The sequence below is a fragment of the Vibrio sp. AK197 genome (assembly GCF_053903115.1).
Genome location: NZ_CP096430.1, coordinates 2,479,760 through 2,499,185, shown reverse-complemented (window position 1 = coordinate 2,499,185; position 19,426 = coordinate 2,479,760). Strand labels below are relative to the sequence as shown.

General features: G+C 45.0%; 18 protein-coding genes. 14 read left to right on the top strand and 4 right to left on the bottom strand.

Going from position 1 to position 19,426, the window contains the following annotated elements:
- Nucleotides 1-238: 238 nt before the first annotated feature.
- The 3 genes from vpsR (at nt 239) to M1D72_RS18675 (ending at nt 2,337) form a co-directional block, all read left to right on the top strand.
- Nucleotides 239-1,576 carry a cyclic-di-GMP-binding transcriptional regulator VpsR gene (gene vpsR / locus M1D72_RS18685; RefSeq protein ID WP_390193455.1) on the top strand — a complete coding sequence of 446 codons (1,338 nt, stop codon included), beginning with the start codon at nt 239-241 and terminating at the stop codon, nt 1,574-1,576.
- A 263-nt stretch (nt 1,577-1,839) separates the two neighbouring features.
- A complete protein-coding gene (locus tag M1D72_RS18680) occupies nt 1,840-1,974 on the top strand; it encodes a hypothetical protein (RefSeq protein ID WP_456296157.1) in 135 nt (44 codons plus the stop codon).
- A 111-nt stretch (nt 1,975-2,085) separates the two neighbouring features.
- Entirely contained in the window at nt 2,086-2,337 is a 252-nt protein-coding gene (locus tag M1D72_RS18675) for a DUF1127 domain-containing protein (RefSeq protein WP_390193452.1), read from the top strand.
- 37 nt (nt 2,338-2,374) lie between these two features.
- Here M1D72_RS18675 and M1D72_RS18670 read toward each other — a convergent pair whose 3' ends face one another.
- On the bottom strand, nt 2,375-3,409 hold the full coding sequence (locus tag M1D72_RS18670; RefSeq protein ID WP_456296156.1) for an NADP(H)-dependent aldo-keto reductase: 1,035 nt from the start codon (nt 3,407-3,409) through the stop codon (nt 2,375-2,377).
- Between the two features lie 129 nt (nt 3,410-3,538).
- Here M1D72_RS18670 and M1D72_RS18665 point away from each other — a divergent pair, with 129 nt between their 5' ends.
- Nucleotides 3,539-3,850, top strand: coding sequence for a DUF6482 family protein (locus tag M1D72_RS18665; protein WP_456296155.1), 312 nt, complete (start codon nt 3,539-3,541; stop codon nt 3,848-3,850).
- Here M1D72_RS18665 and mutH read toward each other — a convergent pair.
- Nucleotides 3,844-4,527 (bottom strand): DNA mismatch repair endonuclease MutH, encoded by a 684-nt coding sequence (gene mutH, locus M1D72_RS18660; RefSeq protein ID WP_456296154.1) that lies wholly within the window; start codon nt 4,525-4,527, stop codon nt 3,844-3,846. The two genes, M1D72_RS18665 and mutH, sit on opposite strands and share 7 nt — an antisense overlap.
- 626 nt (nt 4,528-5,153) lie before the next feature.
- Here mutH and rppH point away from each other — a divergent pair.
- Genes rppH through M1D72_RS18635 form a run of 5 tightly spaced genes read left to right on the top strand, consistent with a single transcriptional unit; the run spans nt 5,154 to nt 10,464 of the window.
- Nucleotides 5,154-5,672 carry an RNA pyrophosphohydrolase gene (rppH, locus tag M1D72_RS18655; protein ID WP_390193445.1) on the top strand — a complete coding sequence of 173 codons (519 nt, stop codon included), beginning with the start codon at nt 5,154-5,156 and terminating at the stop codon, nt 5,670-5,672.
- 8 nt (nt 5,673-5,680) lie between these two features.
- Entirely contained in the window at nt 5,681-7,927 is a 2,247-nt protein-coding gene (gene ptsP / locus M1D72_RS18650; RefSeq protein WP_390193443.1) for a phosphoenolpyruvate--protein phosphotransferase, read from the top strand.
- Between the two features lie 8 nt (nt 7,928-7,935).
- Nucleotides 7,936-8,727, top strand: coding sequence for a sulfite exporter TauE/SafE family protein (locus tag M1D72_RS18645; protein ID WP_390193441.1), 792 nt, complete (start codon nt 7,936-7,938; stop codon nt 8,725-8,727).
- 42 nt (nt 8,728-8,769) lie between these two features.
- Complete coding sequence (gene lgt / locus M1D72_RS18640; protein ID WP_456296153.1) at nt 8,770-9,603, top strand: prolipoprotein diacylglyceryl transferase; 834 nt, start codon at nt 8,770-8,772, stop codon at nt 9,601-9,603.
- A gap of 9 nt (nt 9,604-9,612) precedes the next feature.
- Nucleotides 9,613-10,464, top strand: a complete 852-nt coding sequence (locus tag M1D72_RS18635) for a thymidylate synthase (protein WP_456296152.1) — start codon at nt 9,613-9,615, stop codon at nt 10,462-10,464.
- Between the two features lie 64 nt (nt 10,465-10,528).
- On the opposite strand, the gene M1D72_RS18630 is transcribed toward M1D72_RS18635, so the two are convergent.
- A complete protein-coding gene (locus tag M1D72_RS18630) occupies nt 10,529-11,671 on the bottom strand; it encodes a Na/Pi symporter (protein WP_456297429.1) in 1,143 nt (380 codons plus the stop codon).
- Between the two features lie 387 nt (nt 11,672-12,058).
- Here M1D72_RS18630 and nhaR point away from each other — a divergent pair, with 387 nt between their 5' ends.
- Together nhaR and M1D72_RS18620 are read left to right on the top strand one after the other, a co-directional pair.
- Complete coding sequence (gene nhaR, locus M1D72_RS18625) at nt 12,059-12,952, top strand: transcriptional activator NhaR (RefSeq protein WP_390193434.1); 894 nt, start codon at nt 12,059-12,061, stop codon at nt 12,950-12,952.
- 117 nt (nt 12,953-13,069) lie between these two features.
- Nucleotides 13,070-13,363: an ArsR/SmtB family transcription factor gene (locus tag M1D72_RS18620; RefSeq protein ID WP_456296151.1), complete on the top strand. Its 294-nt coding sequence runs from the start codon at nt 13,070-13,072 to the stop codon at nt 13,361-13,363.
- A gap of 79 nt (nt 13,364-13,442) precedes the next feature.
- Here the strand turns inward: M1D72_RS18620 and rpsT are convergent, their stop codons facing one another.
- Nucleotides 13,443-13,703 carry a 30S ribosomal protein S20 gene (gene rpsT / locus M1D72_RS18615; RefSeq protein WP_390193429.1) on the bottom strand — a complete coding sequence of 87 codons (261 nt, stop codon included), beginning with the start codon at nt 13,701-13,703 and terminating at the stop codon, nt 13,443-13,445.
- 254 nt (nt 13,704-13,957) lie between these two features.
- On the opposite strand from rpsT, the gene murJ reads away from it, so the two are divergent.
- From murJ to ileS, 3 genes are all read left to right on the top strand, one after another.
- Nucleotides 13,958-15,520: a murein biosynthesis integral membrane protein MurJ gene (murJ, locus tag M1D72_RS18610; RefSeq protein WP_456296150.1), complete on the top strand. Its 1,563-nt coding sequence runs from the start codon at nt 13,958-13,960 to the stop codon at nt 15,518-15,520.
- A 69-nt stretch (nt 15,521-15,589) separates the two neighbouring features.
- Entirely contained in the window at nt 15,590-16,525 is a 936-nt protein-coding gene (gene ribF / locus M1D72_RS18605) for a bifunctional riboflavin kinase/FAD synthetase (protein ID WP_390193424.1), read from the top strand.
- A 58-nt stretch (nt 16,526-16,583) separates the two neighbouring features.
- A complete protein-coding gene (gene ileS, locus M1D72_RS18600) occupies nt 16,584-19,412 on the top strand; it encodes an isoleucine--tRNA ligase (protein ID WP_390193421.1) in 2,829 nt (942 codons plus the stop codon).
- The last annotated feature ends 14 nt before the right edge of the window (nt 19,413-19,426 follow it).

The following is a 19,426-nucleotide window of genomic DNA, read 5'->3' as shown; positions in this document are numbered from 1 at the left end:
TGCTTTGGGCTTTTTATCGTTAACCGTCTAACGATCATCTGTCTTATGAATGACCCGATTTTTGTTGCAATCAGTTTATGAATGAAAGTCTCGTTCTCTTAGGCAAAACAACTTATTATTTCCAATGTCTCGAAAATAAGACAGATTATTTTCGTAAGTCTCGATAATGTAACGTCTAACGACATGCTGAGTTGGCGCAGCATACAATTAAATATAATTAAACATAAGGAACAGATAAATGGGCACTCAATTCCGAATGGATTCTGTCCCGGGTTCACTTATCGCGGTCGGTGGTACTTATGAACCTTGGCTCTCGGTTTTAGAACAAGTCGGTTGGCGTTGCACACAGTGTGCAGATCTACGTAAAGCAGATGCTCTGTTTGCAGAAACAGGGCCTTGTATTGGTATTGTTGATTTAACTCACGATGAATTTAGCCTCAATGGGATTGCAAATTTGGTGAGCAATCACAAGCAAGTGCGCTGGTTGGCTTTCATTCGTGAATCACAACTCAGCTCAGACACCATTTGCCAGTTCATTGTGAACTTCTGTATTGACTTCTTTACGGCTCCGATCCCGGATGCTCAGTTACTCAGTACCATTGGGCACCAACTGGGTATGTTGAAGCTAGAGAAGAAAGTATGGCCTCATTATGGTAACAACAACGACATGGGCTTAATTGGCGACTCTATCCCAATGAAACGCCTACGCGACCAAATTAAGCGTATTGGTCCAACTGACGTAAGTATTCTGATTTATGGTGAAAGCGGTACGGGTAAAGAAACCGTTGCCCGCGCGGTCCACAAAACGTCTGCACGAGCTCAGAAAGAGTTTATCTCAGTGAACTGCCGTGCGATGTCAGAGCGACGCCTTGAGTGCGATCTATTTGGGATTAATCGCGAAGATGAATCACAGGTCTCAATGTTAGAACGAGCGGATGGCGGAACGGTATTACTCAACGATATCCTCACTTTGCCAAAATCCCAGCAGTTGAATTTGCTGCGTTTTTTACAAGAGGGCACGGTTGAGACGTCGAATGGACGCAAAGAAGTGGACGTTCGTATTTTAGCGGCGAATTCAGCCGATATTGAAAAAGCGTTGATTGATGGTGACTTCAATGAGGAACTCTATCATTACATCAATGTATTGCGAATCAATGTACCAAGCTTGAAAGAACGTGCAGGTGATATAGCTATTCTGGCGCGTCACTTCCTGCAAGAGTACTCAAAAGAGTTTAATGCTCAAGCGCGTAGCTTCACTGAAGATGCCGTTCGTGCTCTGACTCGCTATCATTGGCCAGGTAATGTGCGTGAACTGATGAACCAAATTAAACGTGTGGTTCTGATGTCAGAAACCGTGATGCTCGATGAGCAGCATCTTGATCTACCAAAACGCAGTGATGGTAAGCGTAGCTTGAAGAGTATCCGTGAGCGTAGCGAACGTGACGCTCTGCTATTGGTATTAGAGTCTCATGCAGGGCAGGTATCAATGGCCGCCAAAGAATTGGGTGTGTCGCGTGCAACAATGTATCGTTTGCTCAACAAACATAACCTTATTTCGTCTGATAGCACGATGTAATTTATAAACTGCATTTATTTATAGCCGCGTAATTATTACGCGGCTTTTTCATGGGCAAGAGAATATCTATGTAATAACTTATTCTTAAGCGGAATATATTATTTTTTTATCTACTCTTCGTAATCTTCCAGAGCAATACTGCGTATTTTACTTTTTTTAGAATAAATAATTGAATAATCCGCTAACTTACATAGAATTTAACCATGAGTTCAAGCTCATATCTCATCTTAATTTTGGATTAATTATTTGCTAGGAGGCGCAACATGAAACATCTACATTCAAAACGTCACGTTTGCGCTTCTACTATGGCCATCAATACCAAGATGGACATCGTATCATCACGTACCCAAGCCTCAGATCTATCTCGAGATTTTGGTTCAGATAAACCCGCAAACTAATTAATCCGTAACCTCGAAGGCTGCGGAAGATGGCAGCCCAGAAAGAGCGTTATTCCCCTTTTTATATCTGAGACTGTCATTATTCCCAGCATTATTTCTGGAGAAATAATAATGACTCAATCTGTATATTTAAAATTAGCAATTATCTTAGTTCGTATCGATATCAAACATGAAGAACGAGTTTGGCGAAGTAAAGTTCGACGTAGTGTTCATGATATTCCATGGACAAACGAGCATTTACTTAAGGATATTGGTTTACAAATGGATGGTCGTCCAATTGGTTTTTCTGAGCCTCCAGCACTCACCGCTCAACGTCGTGTTCGTCATCTTCGTCGAATATTAAGTGCGCGAATACCGACGTAATACAGCGGGGCAGGCGAAATGCCTGCCCCGCTACTGATTAAGGGCAAGGATTCGAGTAGACCGTACTAATCTCTTCGATTTTCTGCAGCAGTTCTTGGTTCAACTGCACATCTAAACTGTCGATATTGGCTTTCAACTGTTGCATCGTTGTCGCACCAAGAATGGTTGAAGCAACAAATGGACGTTGGTTCACAAAGGCTAACGCCATCTGGGCTGGATCAAGCCCAAATTCCTGGGCTAAATCAACATAAGCTTGCGCCGCGGCGACACCTTGTGGTTTTGAATACCGTTGGAAACGTTCAAACAAGGTTAACCGGGCACCCGCAGGCCGAGCACCGTTTGCGTATTTTCCGGTTAGCATGCCCATTGCCAGCGGTGAATAGGCCAACAGTTCAACACCTTCAAAGTGGCTAATTTCTGATAAGCCAACTTCAAAGCTGCGGTTGACCAAGCTATAAGGATTTTGAATTGAAACAATGCGCGGTAAATCGTGTTTTTCAGCCAACCTTAGCAAGGTCATAACCCCCCAAGGGGTTTCATTGGAGACGCCGATGTAACGGATTTTCCCGGCTTTGACCAGTTCGCTTAACGCTTCTAAAGACTCAATTAAGGTAACTTCTTCTTTGCCTTCAGGCGTCGGGTAGTTGAGCTTGCCAAAGGTATTAGTTTGTCGTTGTGGCCAATGTAGCTGATAAAGATCGACATAGTCGGTTTTTAAACGACGTAAGCTATCGTCGATGGCTTGATGGATGTTGCGTCGGTCTAAACTGAGGTTATCACGAATGTAGGGAACGCTACGGGGACCGGATACTTTCGTTGCCAATACCACCTTTTCACGTTTTCCGCTCTTCTCTAACCAGTTCCCTATATACTCTTCCGTTAATCCTTGAGTTTCCGCTTTCGGTGGAACCGGGTACATCTCAGCCGTATCAATAAAATTAATACCACGCTCTAATGCGTAATCAAGCTGGCGAAAGGCATCGTCTTGGGTATTTTGTTCACCAAAAGTCATTGTGCCTAAACACAGCTTACTGATTTCCAACGTTGAATGAGGGAGCTTAGTGGTTTGCATGTCACTTCCTTGATCAATGTGAATTGTGTTGACCCCCACTATATGTGAATTATCAGAGAGATGGGAAGCGGTTAAGCACAAATTCGCATTTATTATCAGCTTAGCTACACTTTGGTTGGAGGTGGCATTATGCACAAGTATCAGTTAACCAAATGGCTGCGTGGCGAACATAAAGGTGATGGGCAAGGCCCAAAAGTGTTCTTAATCGGCTGCTCTGATCTTTCGAGTTATCTCTTGGCTGTTGAATATAAGCAACGTGTAGAGCCCGTTAAGCAAGACTCTCGTCCGGTGCACTTTACCTCATTAGAACAAGCTAAAGAGGCACTTCAGAGCATGGGGGTAGGGCACGCCTATTTACGTTTGCATAACGCCTACGATGAATGTGGCAGTGGTCAACACGTGGGTTATTGTGAAATCGAATTACCTTTGTTCACTCATTGATCACTTGGTGCGTGAACATAATGTTGATTGAGGATTTGCTCGGTAAACTGAGTACGTAAATAGAAACCTCTTGGTCTGGTTTTGATAATGCGACCGCTGGCTCCGTATGCTTCTGTCAGGGCTTTGCCATTTGCTGCTTTTGGTCTTAGCTGCATGACTTCACCGTGCTTAGCTGTAATCTGCTCGACTTCGCCTAGTACGATCATCTCCATCAACTCTTCCCAATCTTGTTTCAATTGCTGCTCTTGTTTCAGCGAAGGAGACCATAAAAGCGGTGAGCCGACTCGCCTCTCTGCCAGTGGTATCTCGCGCTCTCCTTCCACTGGAATCCAGAGAATCCGAGATAACTTATTGCGTACATGGCTTGTTTCCCAAGTCAAACCATGAACACCCACTAACGGCGCGACACACACAAAGGTTGTTTCTAATGGTTTACCACTGTAGCTAATGGGAATGCTTTTGAGTTCGATACCGAGCTTTTCAAAATCTTGCGTTGGCTTGCTACCCGCCACTGCGCCTAAGTGCCATTCGAGCAATTGCCCAACCCAGCCTTTGTCGCGTTTCAGGTCTGCAGGGACAGCCATCGTGGCTTCTTGTGCGAGCTGTTCAAAAGTACAGCCTGCGATGTCAAATGCACGTTGCAATAACTCTTGTTCAGTCTTTGGCTCTGGTTTCATTACCGTATTTAAAATCGCAAAAAACGTAGTGTATCAGAAATGCGGTAAACAGCGGATCGGTTCGCTGAGTAAATAATGATCAAACCGCATAAAAGATCAACATTTAACGGGTTATCCACAGAATTGAGAGAATGTCTGACCCATTTGAGCAATGCTGGATCAATTAACAGGGGTTGTAAGCGATTAAATTACTTGAAATTTGGCGTTTTTTGCGAAAATTGTACTGAGTGGTGTGGATAAAACCATGGTTGATGGATCTTTGACCGATCTGTTGTGAGGGTTGTCTCTCGCGTTGTGAATTTTGAGAGTCTGAGCGGAAAAATTAAATAACTTTATGTTTTTACTTAATTTTGGTCGTCTATGTTTTTAATTTGTATTTAGGTCAATTACTCAAACTAAAGTTAAAGATCGCTTATTTGTGAATTTTTCACATAGTTATACACAGAAAAGGTGAATAAATGTGGCCTATGACGCATTTGTGTGTTGATAACCTCGAATGGGATTAAAAGTTATCCAACAACTGTCGACGGCATCATAAATTATTGGTCAATAAGGTCAGGATGTTTGCTCCTGTTGGGGATATGTGGAAAAATCACGGGTATTAAGATTTTATTAGAGGTTGGCCAGTGATAGATGGCGATGGTTACCGGTTAAATGTCGGGATTGTGATTTGTAACAGCCATGGTCAGGTCTTCTGGGCAAAACGATACGGACAACACTCATGGCAATTTCCTCAGGGGGGAATTGATGATGGTGAAACTCCTGAACAAGCAATGTTCCGGGAGTTGTATGAAGAGGTTGGTCTTACTAAAAAAGATGTAAAGATCGTCGCTTCGAGCCGACATTGGTTAAGGTATAAACTACCAAAACGTTTGGTTCGCTGGGATTCTAAACCGGTCTGTATTGGCCAAAAACAGAAATGGTTTCTGCTGCGTTTGGACTGTGATGAAACACGAATCAATATGCAAAGTGGAAATGCGCCTGAATTTGATGGTTGGCGATGGGTAAGTTACTGGTATCCTGTACGGCAAGTTGTGTCTTTTAAGCGCGATGTATATCGCCGCGCCATGAAAGAGTTTGCATCCATGGCAATGCCTTTTAAAGAGCGCAAGGCAAAAGGTAAACGGAAAAACCGAAGAGGATAAGAATAGACATGCTTTCGCAGCTTAGGGATATCGTTGAAGAGGTTTCAAAAGTTGAAGACGTGCATCAAGCGTTGGAGATTTTTGTTAAACAAACCTGTTTGGCGATGCACACCGATTGTTGCACAGTCTATTTAGCGAATGAACAAATGCATCGCCTTGAACTGATGGCCACACAAGGCCTGAAGTTCAAAGGCGATGAAATCCATATCGATTTTAATGAAGGCTTGGTGGGCTTGGTCAAACGCAGTGCCGAGCTTCTTAACCTTGCTGAAGCATCCAAACATCCAAACTTTAAATACTTCTCTGAGCTGGGTGAAGAAATTTACCAAAGCTTTCTAGGTACGCCGATTATTCATCGTAAGCAAGTGCTTGGTGTGTTGGTTGTCCAGCAAAAAACACCGCGCCAGTTTGATGAAATCGAAGAATCATTTTTAGTGACCTTGGCTGCGCAGCTGGCGGTTATTGTGGCGCACGCCCAAACTCAGGGCGCTTGGCGGTTAGAGAAAAAGCAACAAGAAGTGATTGGCATTCCGGCTTCGACAGGGATCGCTATTGGGAATTTCTGGTGGGATGACACTCAGCCCGAGTTATCTCATGTTTATCCGGCCTCTACCGTGGATGTCGATAAAGAGCATGAGTGGCTATTACTTGCGATTGAAGCGGCGCTGGCTGATTTTCGCCGAATGCGTAAAAAACTCGATAGTGAAATTCATAAAGAAACGCTGGCGATTTTTGACCTTTTTACTCACTTGCTCAACGACCCTATGCTCAGGAAGGATCTGAAAGCGCAGATTCAAAAAGGGGATCGTGCGGATTGGGCATTGCGCCAAGTGGTTGAGTCTTACTCTAATCGGTTTGCGAAAATGTCCGATGTCTACTTGCGAGAGCGTGCGCAAGATATTCGCGAGCTCGGACAGCGTCTGCTTTATTTCCTCTACAATACCGAACATGAAGAACGCGAACTGGATAAGCCAGTTATTCTCGTCGTTAGGGAGCTCACGGCCTCTCTACTGGCGTCGGTTCCCAAAGATAAGTTGTTAGCCGTCGTCTCTCTAGAAGGGGCGGCAAATTCGCACGCTGCCATTTTATCTCGTGCATTAGGTATTCCTGCTGTCATGGGGGCGAATTTAAGCCTTAAAGCGATCAACGGCCGTAAGGGCGTGGTTGATGGTTACAGCGGTAAAATCTTTGTTTCGCCAAACAAGCAATTACTGCGTGCTTACAAAGCGCTGTCTCGTGAAGAGCGGCAGCTGACCAGTTTGGTGAATGAGCAATCCGACGAGCCTGGAGCGACTCAAGACGGCACGCGTATTGAGATGATGCTCAACTCTGGCTTGAGCGCCGATGCCAATATTGCCATTAATCAAGGCGTTGACGGCGTTGGTTTGTATCGCACCGAGTTTTCTTTCCTCCTTCAACATCGGTTCCCCTCAGAAGAGGAACAAACGCAGCAATATCAGTCAGTGCTCAACAGTTATCCTGACAAAAAAGTGGTGATGCGAACCTTGGATGTGGGAGGCGATAAACCGCTGCCATATCTTCCCATTGAAGAGGACAACCCTTTCTTAGGTTGGCGTGGTATTCGCTTTACACTGGATCATCCTGATATCTTTTTAATTCAAATCCGTGCGATGTTACGTGCCAGTGCGCAGTACCAAAATCTGAGTATTTTGTTGCCGATGGTTTCGGGAGCCCAGGAGTTAGATGATGCCATGGCGATCATTGACCGCGCTTATCAGGAAATCTCTAAACTGGATTCGCGGGTCAAGAGGCCGCAAATAGGGGTCATGGTTGAAGTCCCCTCCATGCTGTATTTACTTCCATTGATCGCAAATAAACTTGATTTCGTTTCGGTGGGGACGAACGACTTAACCCAATACTTATTGGCGGTTGATCGTAACAATGCACGTGTCGCTTCGGTTTATGAAAGTGTTCATCCATCGGTTGTGTTGGCGCTGCAACATATCTACACCACTTGTGAAAGTTTGAAGCTGCCGGTATGTATTTGTGGCGAGCTGGCCGGTGATCCGATCGGTGCATTGCTGCTTGTTGGGCTCGGTTACCGCACGTTAAGTATGAACACCTCCAATATTGCGAAAGTAAAGTACTTGCTAAGAAACAGCCAACTTTCTGAATTAGAATCCCTTGCTCACCAAGCGTTAAAGCAGCCCTACGGTAAAGATATTTATGCTATGATGCAGGCCTTTTTTGAACAGAAAGGATTTGCTGGCTTTATTCGGGCCGGTAAAAAATAGGTACTTAGGTGGGTGTAGAACTGCTGGTTTTACTGCTATTGCTTGGCGCATTTGTGGGAACAATGGCCGGGTTGCTGGGAATTGGTGGCGGGCTGATTGTGGTGCCTGCTCTAGTATTTATCCTACCACTTGCCGATATTGATCCTTCTGTTAGCATGCAAATCGCTCTGGCGACCTCTCTGGCCACCATCATCATCACTTCTGGTTCTTCAGCGCTGAACCACTTAAAGCTCGGTAATGTCGATATGTTTGTCATTAAATGGCTAATGCCTGGCGTGATCGTTGGTGGCTTTGTCGGCGCCAATATTGCTGAGTGGGTTCCATCTCAATACCTACCGAAACTCTTTGGCATTATTGTGCTTGCGCTTGCTATTCAAATGTTGGTATCCATAAAAGCCGTCAAAGTTCGGCCGATGCCCAGCGCGCTGGTGACGATATTAAGTGGCGCGGGTATTGGTATGATTTCCAGTTTGGCAGGTATCGGTGGGGGCTCGTTATCCGTGCCATTTTTAAATCGACATGGCGTCGAAATGCGTAAGGCTGTTGGTTCATCATCGGTCTGTGGCTGTGTCATTGCCATCTCCGGTATGCTTGGGTTTATTGTGCATGGTTATCACTCTAGCGCGCTTCCGCCCTATAGCGTTGGTTATGTGTATTTACCTGCATTACTGGCAATTGCTGCATCGTCGATCTTTACGACTCGATTGGGCGCGAAGCTCGCTACCAACATGCCGACAGGGCAGTTGAAAAAAGTCTTTGCCGTATTTTTACTGTGTATTGCGGGAACTATGCTCGCTTAACTCCATCTTATTATCGAAATCAATAAATTAAGAGTAGCTTTTATGTCTCAGGGATATATGGAATTTCCGAATATCGACCCGGTTCTCGTATCAATTGGTCCTTTGTCCATACGTTGGTATGGACTGATGTATCTGATTGGTTTTGCCTTTGCATTATGGTTGGCGAATCGTCGAGCGGATAAACCGGGCAGTGGGTGGACGCGCGAACAGGTGTCTGACTTACTGTTTGCCGGATTCCTAGGTGTTGTTATTGGCGGACGTATTGGCTACGTGCTGTTTTATAACTTTGGTTTGTTTTTGGAAGATCCGTTGTATTTGTTCAAAGTTTGGACCGGAGGAATGTCATTCCATGGCGGATTACTGGGCGTGATTACGGCGATGATGCTGTACGCGCGAAAGCATGGGCGTACTTTCTTTGGCGTTGCCGATTTTATTGCACCGTTAGTGCCTTTTGGGCTCGGTATGGGCAGGCTTGGAAACTTTATGAATGGCGAACTTTGGGGACGAGTGACAGACGTGCCTTGGGCGATTATTTTCCCAAATGGTGGTCCTTACCCACGTCACCCTTCTCAACTGTATGAGTTCTTTCTCGAAGGAATCGTACTATTCATGATTCTGAATATCTTTATTCGTAAACCAAGACCGTTAGGTTCTGTTTCCGGACTATTTTTGATGGGTTATGGAACGTTCCGCTTTATTGTAGAATACTTCCGCGAACCAGATGCTCAGCTTGGTTTGTTTGGTGGATTTATCTCAATGGGACAAATTCTGTCATTGCCGATGGTGGTGCTTGGTTTAGCGATGATTATCTGGTCATATCGCCGCGGTTTATATCAAGACGTGAACGTCAAAACTAATCAAAAAGCAGTAAAGTAAGGTGCTGAAGTGAAACAGTATTTAGATCTTTGTCAGCGCATCGTTGATCAAGGTGTTTGGGTTGAAAATGAACGTACAGGCAAACGCTGTTTAACTGTCATTAACGCCGACCTCAGTTATGATGTTGAAAACAACCAATTTCCGTTAGTCACCACGCGTAAGAGCTTTTGGAAAGCTGCGGTGGCTGAGCTGCTCGGTTATATTCGTGGCTATGATAATGCGCAAGATTTCCGCCAGTTAGGCACGAAAACTTGGGATGCGAACGCCAACTTAAACCAAGCTTGGTTAAATAACCCATATCGTAAAGGAGATGACGATATGGGCCGAGTTTATGGTGTTCAAGGACGCGCTTGGGCTAAGCCTGATGGTGGACAGATTGATCAACTTAAGAAAATTGTTGATGACTTGACCCGTGGTATTGATGATCGAGGAGAAATTCTCAATTTTTACAACCCTGGCGAATTTCATATGGGGTGTTTGCGTCCTTGTATGTATAGCCATCACTTTTCGTTGCTTGGTGATACGCTCTACCTAAACAGCACTCAGCGTTCATGTGATGTCCCTCTTGGACTGAATTTTAATATGGTTCAAGTGTATGCTTTTCTGGCGATCATGGCGCAGATCACCGGTAAAAAGGCCGGCGTTGCTTACCATAAAATTGTCAATGCGCATATTTATGAAGATCAACTGGAGTTGATGCGTGATGTCCAACTCAAACGTGAACCGTTACAAGCGCCGACATTTCACATTAACCCTGATATTCGTTCACTCGAAGATTTAGAAACTTGGGTGACGCTTGATGACTTTGATGTCCAAGGCTACGAAAGTCACGAACCGATTAAGTATCCATTCTCGGTCTAATCTTTGATACAAACAAAAAAGAGCCCCAATGGGGCTCTTTTTATATCTGATATCTGCGCGTGACTTACGCACTTAAAGCGAGGATTACGCCTGGAATCAGAACGAAGACGGACACCAGGTATCCGGCAACAATGGCTTTATTTTTTACCGCCATGTCCGAGATATAATCTGCGCCTTTCAGTGGCAGTTCGCGTAGGAACGGAATACCGAAGATAAACAGAGTTGCCAAAATATTAAAGGCTAAATGCACTAAGGCAATCTGTAGTGCAAATACGGCAAACTCACCAGATACTGCCGTTGCCGCGAGTAGGGCGGTGATACAAGTACCGATGTTGGCACCTAGAGTAAACGGATATACTTCACGAACTTTCAACACGCCAGAGCCAACAAGTGGCACCATTAGGCTGGTGGTCGTTGAAGACGATTGAACCAGTACTGTGACAATGGAACCGGAGACAATCCCGTGGATTGGGCCACGGCCAATTGCATTTTTTAGAATATCACGAGCGCGGCCAACCATCAGGCTCTTCATCAATTTACCCATGACGGTAATGGCGACAAAAATAGTTGCGATACCCAGTAGAATCAGCGCAATCCCGCCTGCGGTGTCTCCAAAGGTGTGCAGCGGCTCCTTAATCGCGCTAACAACAGGTTTAGTGATTGGTTTAACAAAGTTAAAGCCTTTCAAACTCATATCACCGGTTGCAAGCAGAGGAGAGACTAACCAATGGGAAATCTTTTCCAAAATACCAAACATCATTTCGAGTGGCAGGAAGATAACTACAGCCAGTAGATTGAAGAAGTCATGAATCGTGGCACTCGCAAACGCGCGCTTAAACTCTTCTTTACAGCGGATATGGCCTAAGCTGACCAAAGTGTTGGTGACGGTGGTACCGATGTTCGCCCCCATGATCATCGGGATGGCCGTCTCAACAGGGAGACCGCCAGCGACGAGGCCAACGATAATTGATGTTACGGTACTGGATGATTGAATCAGCGCCGTTGCGACTAAGCCAATCATTAATCCTGCAACGGGATGTGAGGCAAATTCAAACAGTACTTTTGCCTGTTCGCCTGTTGCTAATTTGAAGCCACTTCCAACCATAGATACAGCCAGTAGTAGCAGGTATAACATGAATGCCAAGTTTGCCCAGCGCAGCCAGCGCGTGCTTGATGCCGTTGGGGCTGCAGTTGTCGCTTGGTTCATCATAATCTTCTCCGTGGACCCACGTTACAACTTGTGGGTGGGTAATTATAAACTCGAGGCGATAGTAGAGATGAAATATTTCAGTAATATGACAATTTGTTGTCATCAAGCGACTTTCGAGTTTTTTGGAGAAAGTACACGCTATTGTTTGGCTTGTTTTTATTTTAATTTATTGATTTAAATGGTTATTTTCTTAGTCTTTAAAATTGTGATTTAAGCCATTTTTTGGCAATTTTTTTCGATTTAGACGGTGACTTTCAATCTTTCTGGCCATGATATTGTCATATAACTTATGATAAGGTTTCGTTATTACCTGTTTTTATGACTGGTAACTTCGTTTATTACGAAGTTAATGCTGTCATCTTGTTATTAAAGCGATAAATCTTTATGTCCCATTTGAACTATAACCACCTTTATTACTTTTGGATGGTGTGTAAGCAAGGGTCGGTCACCAAGGCGGCTGATGCGCTGTTTTTAACCCCACAGACGGTGACTGGGCAAATCAAAGCGTTAGAAGAGCGTATGTCGGGTAAGCTCACTAAGCGTAATGGGCGCACATTAGAGCCCACAGAGCTTGGGCAGTTAGTGTTTAAATATGCTGATCGCATGTTTGGCTTAAGTTACGAGATGCTCGATATCGTTAATTACAGTCAACGCTCTAATATGCTGTTTGATGTCGGTGTGGCGGATGCGCTGTCTAAACGTCTGGTCAGTAAAATTTTGATGACCACGGTACCGGATGATAACAGTATTCACTTACGCTGCTTTGAGTCGACCCATGAAATGCTGTTGGAGCAATTGTCTCAACATAAATTGGACATGATTTTATCCGATTGCCCAGTGGATTCCAGTCAAAGCCCTGGGCTCTATAGCAAGAAACTGGGAGAGACATCAATGAGTTTTTTCTGTTCTCGAGAAATGAATGACGTCGTATTCCCCCAAGACCTAGAACTGCGTAAATTATTGATACCAGGAAGCCGGACGTCTATGGGGCGTAAAATTCTTCAGTGGTTTGATAAACAGGGTCTAAGCCCCAATATTTTGGGAGAGTTTGACGATTCTGCATTGATTAAAGCGTTTGCGCGTTATCACCACGAGGTGATCTTCTTGGCGCCAACACTGTATGCTGCAGAAGTTAAAGATGAGCTACCTCTTAAACAGATTGCAAAGCTTAACGATCTCAAAGAAGAATATTACGTAATTTTTGCTGAGCGTATGATTCAACATCCTGCAGTGAAAAACGTGTGTGACGCAGATTTTCATGATCTATTTGAAACATAAGTTTATTCAGTGAATGAGATCGATTATTATCACAATTACTATTTATCAATTTATAAAACGCATGTTCAACTTTGGTTGGTGTGCTGAAAGGTGTCATTCCAAGAGGTTAATCACTACATGAACCTACAAGAGATGGAAAAGAACTCAGCCAAGGCGGTAGTGCTGCTGAAAGCGATGGCAAATGAGCGCCGCTTGCAGATTTTATGTTTATTGCATGACAGCGAACTGTCGGTCGGGGAGTTGTGTGCCAAATTGTCGTTAAGCCAGTCGGCTTTGTCACAACATTTAGCTTGGCTGCGCCGTGATGGGTTAGTGAATACTCGCAAAGAAGCCCAGACGGTGTTTTACACCTTGAGCAGTGGTGAAGTAAAAAAGGTCATACAGCTGCTGCATCGTCTCTATTGTGAGTAAATAAAGAAGAAAATTGCAGCGTTAGAAAATAAAAAAACCGGCCTAGGCCGGTTTTTCTTCTCTGAGAATCAAAGCGAAATTATAGTGCTTTGATACGTGCAGTGAAGCGAGACTTATGACGAGCTGCTTTATTCTTGTGAATAAGGCCTTTAGTTGCCATACGGTCTAAAATCGGTGTAACTACAGCGAATGCAGCCGTTGCCGCTTCTTTGTCGCCTGCTTCAATAGCAGCAACAGTTTTCTTCATGTAAGTGCGCATCATAGAACGACGGCTAGCGTTGTGCTGGCGACGTTTCTCAGCTTGGATAGCGCGCTTCTTAGCAGATTTACTATTTGCCAAGGGTCTAACTCCCAAAAACTTTAGTTCGGTGACATTTTAAGGGCGAGGAATATCCCCTATTTGCTCTTAAATGTCAAATGATTTGTGCAAAAACCCATCGAGCCCAAACAAATTTTGGATTCAAAGGCCTTCACGGTTAAGATGGCGGGGATTCTAACAGTATTTTTTTTCCAATGCTAATACTTATCTGCTCTTCTCGATGACTTAATGTCTTTAGGGCAGTTTCTTCGGCTGTGTTTATTTTTGAGGTTACTGTGAGTAAAGGTCTGCTCAAATCCGGCGCGATAGTCAGCGCCATGACGTTGGTGTCACGAGTTTTAGGGTTAGTACGGGATATTGTGGTCGCCAACTTAATGGGGGCTGGGGCCAGTGCTGATGTGTTCTTTTTTGCCAATAAAATTCCCAATTTTTTACGTCGTCTATTTGCTGAGGGGGCGTTCTCACAAGCTTTTGTACCGGTATTAACTGAGTATCATGCGCAAGGTGACCATCAGAAAACCCGGGAGTTAATCGCCAGCGCTGCGGGAACATTAGGCGTCATAGTGACCTTAGTGACCGTGGTTGGTGTGGTGTTCTCTGGAGCGATTACTGCCCTGTTTGGTGCCGGTTGGTTTATTGATTGGTTGCATGGAGGGCCCTCTGCAGCCAAGTTTGAGCTTGCCAGTTTCATGCTCAAAATTACATTTCCTTACTTATGGTTTATTACCTTTGTCGCTCTATCAGGCGCAATACTTAACACCATGGGGAAATTTGCGGTTTCGTCATTTACACCTGTATTTCTTAATATCACGATCATTGCGGCGGCGATATTTATCTCCCCACGCTTAGAACAACCTGAAATCGGCTTAGCGATAGGGGTCTTTCTTGGTGGATTGGTTCAGTTTTCATTTCAAATTCCTTTTCTTATCAAAGCTGGCGCTTTAGTTCGACCTAAATGGGGATGGCGACATCCGGGAGTGATCAAGATTCGCACCTTGATGATTCCTGCTTTATTTGGCGTCTCGGTGAGCCAAATTAACTTACTGTTCGATACCTTTATTGCTAGCTTCCTTGCAACCGGTTCAATCAGTTGGCTTTATTATTCGGATCGCCTGTTGGAATTTCCGCTTGGATTGTTTGGCATTGCTATCGCAACGGTGGTTTTACCTGCCTTGTCCCGTAAACATGTTGATGCTGAATCGAAAGGCTTTTCCAGCACCATGGACTGGGGGGTGCGTATGGTGGTGTTATTGGGGTTGCCGGCGATGCTGGGGTTGATGGTATTGGCAAAACCAATGCTAATGGTCTTGTTTATGCGTGGTGAGTTTACGGTTCAAGACGTGCAGCAAGCGTCTTTATCGTTAACGGCATACGCTTCTGGTTTACTCAATTTCATGTTGATAAAAGTTTTGGCGCCTGGTTATTACTCACGCCAAGATACTAAAACTCCCATGAAATATGGCATTGTCGCCATGATAACTAACATGGTGTTCAATGCGATCTTTGCTTATTTATATGGCTATGTGGGGTTGGCTATCGCCACCGCGCTTTCTGCGTTCGTCAATATGGCGCTGCTGTATCGAGGCTTACATCTTCAAGGCGTGTACCGAGTATCACGCCGAACCTTTGTATTTATGATTCGTCTTATTCTTGCTGGTGCTGTCATGGTGGCAGCCTTGTATTGGCAACTTGAAGATCTCACCGTATGGCTGAGTTGGGGGCTGACACAGCGTATGGTCATGCTGGCGGCACTGATTGTGATGGCCGCAGTAATCTATTTATTGAGCCTGTTGATTATCGGCGTACGTTTAAAAGATCTAAAAGCAGCGACAGACTAAAGAGGATTGTATATAATCCGTCGGTTTCACCCTTAGCCAACTCAAACGAGAAATATTTAGCAGCATCTGATGGAATTGATTCGAGGCAGACATAATATTCAACCGAGGCACCATGGCTGTGTGTTGACGATAGGCAACTTTGACGGTGTGCATCTAGGGCATCAGAAGGTGTTACGCCAAGTCAGTGAACAGGCTGCCCGTTTAGGGTTGCCATCGACAGCGATGACGTTTGAACCTCAACCGTTAGAGTTGTTTGCTAAAGATAATGCACCAGCAAGATTGACTCGCTTACGAGATAAATACGTTCAATTGGGTAAATTGGGGATTGAACGTTTGTTGTGTATCAATTTTAATGCGCATTTCGCCAATCTCAGTGCGGACTACTTTATCCGTGACTTGTTGGTCAAGCGTTTGGGTGTTAAGTTTTTGGTGGTCGGAGATGACTTCTGCTTTGGTAAAGGGCGAGAAGGCAACTTCGCAATGTTACAACAAGCTGGAAAAAAGTACGGCTTTGAAGTAGTGAATACCCATAGCTTCTGTTTTGATGAGTTAAGAGTGAGCAGTACTGCTATTCGAGATGCATTAGCGAACGACAAACTTGAAGAAGCTGAAATCATGTTAGGGCGCCATTATAGTATTAGCGGGCGTGTCTCTCATGGGCGAAAATTGGGCCGTACGATAGGCTTTCCAACGGCAAACATTCCGCTTAAGCGTCGAGTGTCTCCGGTTTCTGGAGTCTATGTGGTTCAAGCAAAAGGCATTACCGAACAACCGATTGGCGGCGTTGCAAATATCGGCAATCGACCAACGGTGAATGGAGTGCGTCAACAATTAGAAGTTCACTTATTTGACGTTCAAGCTGATTTATATGGAAAACAGCTTGAAATTGAACTTTTACACAAGCTTCGCAATGAAGAGAAATTTGCTTCATTTGAGGCACTGAAACAACAAATCGAATTGGATGCTGATGCAGCAAGGGCGTGGTTGCATCAGTTTAAACGTTGATTCCGATGGAATTAACATAATGTCTAATGTTCGCCCAAAAGAACGGAATTAAGAATCGATGAGTGAGTATAAAGATACCCTGAACTTACCGGAAACAGGGTTTCCAATGCGCGGCAATCTGGCCAAACGCGAGCCAGAGATGCTTAATCGTTGGTACAAAGAAGATCTTTACGGTGCAATCCGTGAAGCAAAAAAAGGTAAAAAATCTTTTGTATTACACGATGGCCCTCCCTATGCGAATGGTGACATTCACATGGGACACGCACTAAACAAGATTCTTAAAGACATTATTATTAAATCCAAAACATTGTCAGGGTATGACTCACCTTATATTCCAGGTTGGGACTGTCACGGTTTGCCAATTGAATTGATGGTTGAGAAGAAAGTCGGTAAGCCAGGTCAGAAAGTGACGGCTGCTGAGTTTCGTGAAAAATGCCGCGAGTACGCAGCAGGTCAGGTAGAAGGCCAAAAAGAATCGTTTATTCGCATGGGGATTCTTGGTGAGTGGGAAAAACCTTATCGCACCATGGATTTTGCAACCGAAGCGAACATCATTCGTGCTCTGGGTAAAATCGCTGACAATGGTCACTTATTGAAAGGCTTTAAGCCTGTTCACTGGTGTACGGATTGTGGATCGGCTTTGGCTGAAGCTGAAGTCGAATACAAAGATAAAACGTCGCCATCTATCTATGTGCGTTTTAAGTCGGCTGACGAAGCGGCGTTGTTGTCTAAATTCTCTCTTGAGAATGGTCATGCGGGTGAAGGCCAAGTTTCTACTGTTATCTGGACAACTACGCCATGGACCATGCCAGCAAACCGCGCTGTGTGTTTACGTGATGATCTTGAATATGCCTTGGTTCAAGTTGAAGGGGATACCCCTGAGCGCTTGATCGTTGCGGCAGAACTGGTGAAAGACGTGATGGATCAAGCGGGTGTTGAAAACTATCACAACCTAGGCTTTGCCAAAGGCGAAGCACTTGAGTTGTCGCAATTCCATCACCCATTTTATGACTTCACTGTGCCAGCGATCCTCGGTGATCACGTGACAACAGAATCTGGTACCGGTGTCGTTCATACTGCTCCAGGCCATGGTCAAGAAGACTTTGCAGTCGGTCAGAAATACGGTCTCGAAGTGGCTAACCCAGTTGGTTCAAACGGTGTCTACCTTCCAGATACTCAGTTCTTTGCTGGTCAGCATGTGTTTAAAGCAAACGATGCTGTGATTGACGTGCTCAAAGAGCATGGTTCACTGCTGCATAACCACGCGTATGAACACAGTTACCCACACTGCTGGCGCCACAAGACGCCAATCATCTTCCGCGCCACACCACAATGGTTTGTGTCGATGGATAAAGCAGGATTGCGCGCTAAAGCACTTGAATCGATCAAAAACGTACAATGGATTCCTGAGTGGGGCCAAAACCGAATTGAAGGCATGATGGAAGGACGCCCTGAGTGGTGTATTTCTCGTCAGCGTACTTGGGGCGTGCCGATTGCTCTGTTTGTTCACAAAGAAACAGCGGAGCTGCATCCGAATACTCCTGAGTTGATCGAGAAAGTGGCACAACTTGTTGAGCAAAAAGGTATTCAGGCGTGGTGGGATGTTGAAAACGCAGAGCTACTTGGCGCGGACGCGGACAACTACGAAAAGGTACTGGATACGCTGGATGTGTGGTTTGACTCGGGTGTAACTCACTACTCTGTGGTTGATGGACGTGAAGAGTTTCATGGCGCGCAAGCCGATATGTATCTTGAAGGGTCAGATCAACACCGTGGTTGGTTCCAGTCATCGCTGATTACCTCAATCGCAATGAAAGACAAAGCCCCTTACAACCAAGTCTTAACCCACGGTTTTGTGGTGGATGGTCAGGGTCGTAAGATGTCGAAGTCTATCGGTAACGTTGTGTCACCAAAAGACATCACCAACAAGTTGGGTGCTGATATTCTTCGTCTATGGGTTGCCTCGACTGACTACACTGGTGAGGTTGCCGTTTCAGATGAAATTCTAAAACGTAGCGCAGACTCTTATCGTCGTATTCGTAACACGGCTCGTTTCTTCTTGGCAAACTTGAACGGCTTCAATCCTGAAACTGATTTAGTGCCTGCTAACGAGATGGTCGCGCTTGACCGCTGGGCGGTTGGCCGTGCATACGCCGCGCAGCAAGAAATCGTTAAAGCATACGAAGAGTACAATACCCATGCGGTTATGCAGCGATTGATGCATTTCTGTTCTATCGAAATGGGGTCTTTCTATCTCGACATCATTAAGGACCGCCAGTACACCGCTAAAACGGGTGGCAATGCTCAGCGCAGCTGTCAAACCGCTTTGTACTACATCGTTGAAGCATTGGTTCGTTGGATGGCGCCAATCATGTCTTTTACTGCAGATGAAATCTGGAATGAAATGCCGGGTCAACGTGGTCAGTTTGTGTTTGCTGATGAGTGGTTTGATGGATTGTTCGCACTGGATAGCAGCGAAGAGCTTAACAACGAGTTCTGGCAAGAAATCCTCCACGTTCGTGGTGCAGTGAATAAGGTGATCGAAGCGGCTCGTAACGAGAAGACGATCGGTGGTTCATTACAAGCTGAAGTCACTTTGTTTGCAGAGCCAGCATTGGCGGCGAATATCAATAAGCTTGGTGATGAACTGCGCTTTGTTCTGCTCACTTCGGCTGCAAGTGTGGCGCCTCTTGATGCGAAATCTGATGCGGCACAAGCGACGGATATCGAAGGCCTGTGGGTTGATCTACATGCGACCGAGTCTGAGAAGTGTGAGCGTTGTTGGCACCATACGCCGGAAGTTGGCACCATCGCTGGTCATGAGACCATCTGTGGACGTTGTGTGTCGAACGTCGAAGGTGAAGGCGAAGTTCGTCACTTTGCTTAATATTTAGCACTGAC

Excerpts from the sequence above, each read along its gene's own strand:
- nhaR (WP_390193434.1), top strand. The coding sequence starts at position 12,059 with ATGTCCCATTTGAACTATAACCACCTTTATTACTTTTGGATGGTGTGT.
- mutH (WP_456296154.1), bottom strand. The coding sequence starts at position 4,527 with ATGAAACCAGAGCCAAAGACTGAACAAGAGTTATTGCAACGTGCATTT.
- M1D72_RS18680 (WP_456296157.1), top strand. The coding sequence starts at position 1,840 with ATGAAACATCTACATTCAAAACGTCACGTTTGCGCTTCTACTATGGCC.
- ribF (WP_390193424.1), top strand. The coding sequence starts at position 15,590 with ATGGAATTGATTCGAGGCAGACATAATATTCAACCGAGGCACCATGGC.
- ileS (WP_390193421.1), top strand. The coding sequence starts at position 16,584 with ATGAGTGAGTATAAAGATACCCTGAACTTACCGGAAACAGGGTTTCCA.
- M1D72_RS18665 (WP_456296155.1), top strand. The coding sequence starts at position 3,539 with ATGCACAAGTATCAGTTAACCAAATGGCTGCGTGGCGAACATAAAGGT.
- ptsP (WP_390193443.1), top strand. The coding sequence starts at position 5,681 with ATGCTTTCGCAGCTTAGGGATATCGTTGAAGAGGTTTCAAAAGTTGAA.
- lgt (WP_456296153.1), top strand. The coding sequence starts at position 8,770 with ATGTCTCAGGGATATATGGAATTTCCGAATATCGACCCGGTTCTCGTA.
- vpsR (WP_390193455.1), top strand. The coding sequence starts at position 239 with ATGGGCACTCAATTCCGAATGGATTCTGTCCCGGGTTCACTTATCGCG.
- M1D72_RS18620 (WP_456296151.1), top strand. The coding sequence starts at position 13,070 with ATGAACCTACAAGAGATGGAAAAGAACTCAGCCAAGGCGGTAGTGCTG.
- M1D72_RS18630 (WP_456297429.1), bottom strand. The coding sequence starts at position 11,671 with ATGAACCAAGCGACAACTGCAGCCCCAACGGCATCAAGCACGCGCTGG.
- M1D72_RS18675 (WP_390193452.1), top strand. The coding sequence starts at position 2,086 with ATGACTCAATCTGTATATTTAAAATTAGCAATTATCTTAGTTCGTATC.
- M1D72_RS18670 (WP_456296156.1), bottom strand. The coding sequence starts at position 3,409 with ATGCAAACCACTAAGCTCCCTCATTCAACGTTGGAAATCAGTAAGCTG.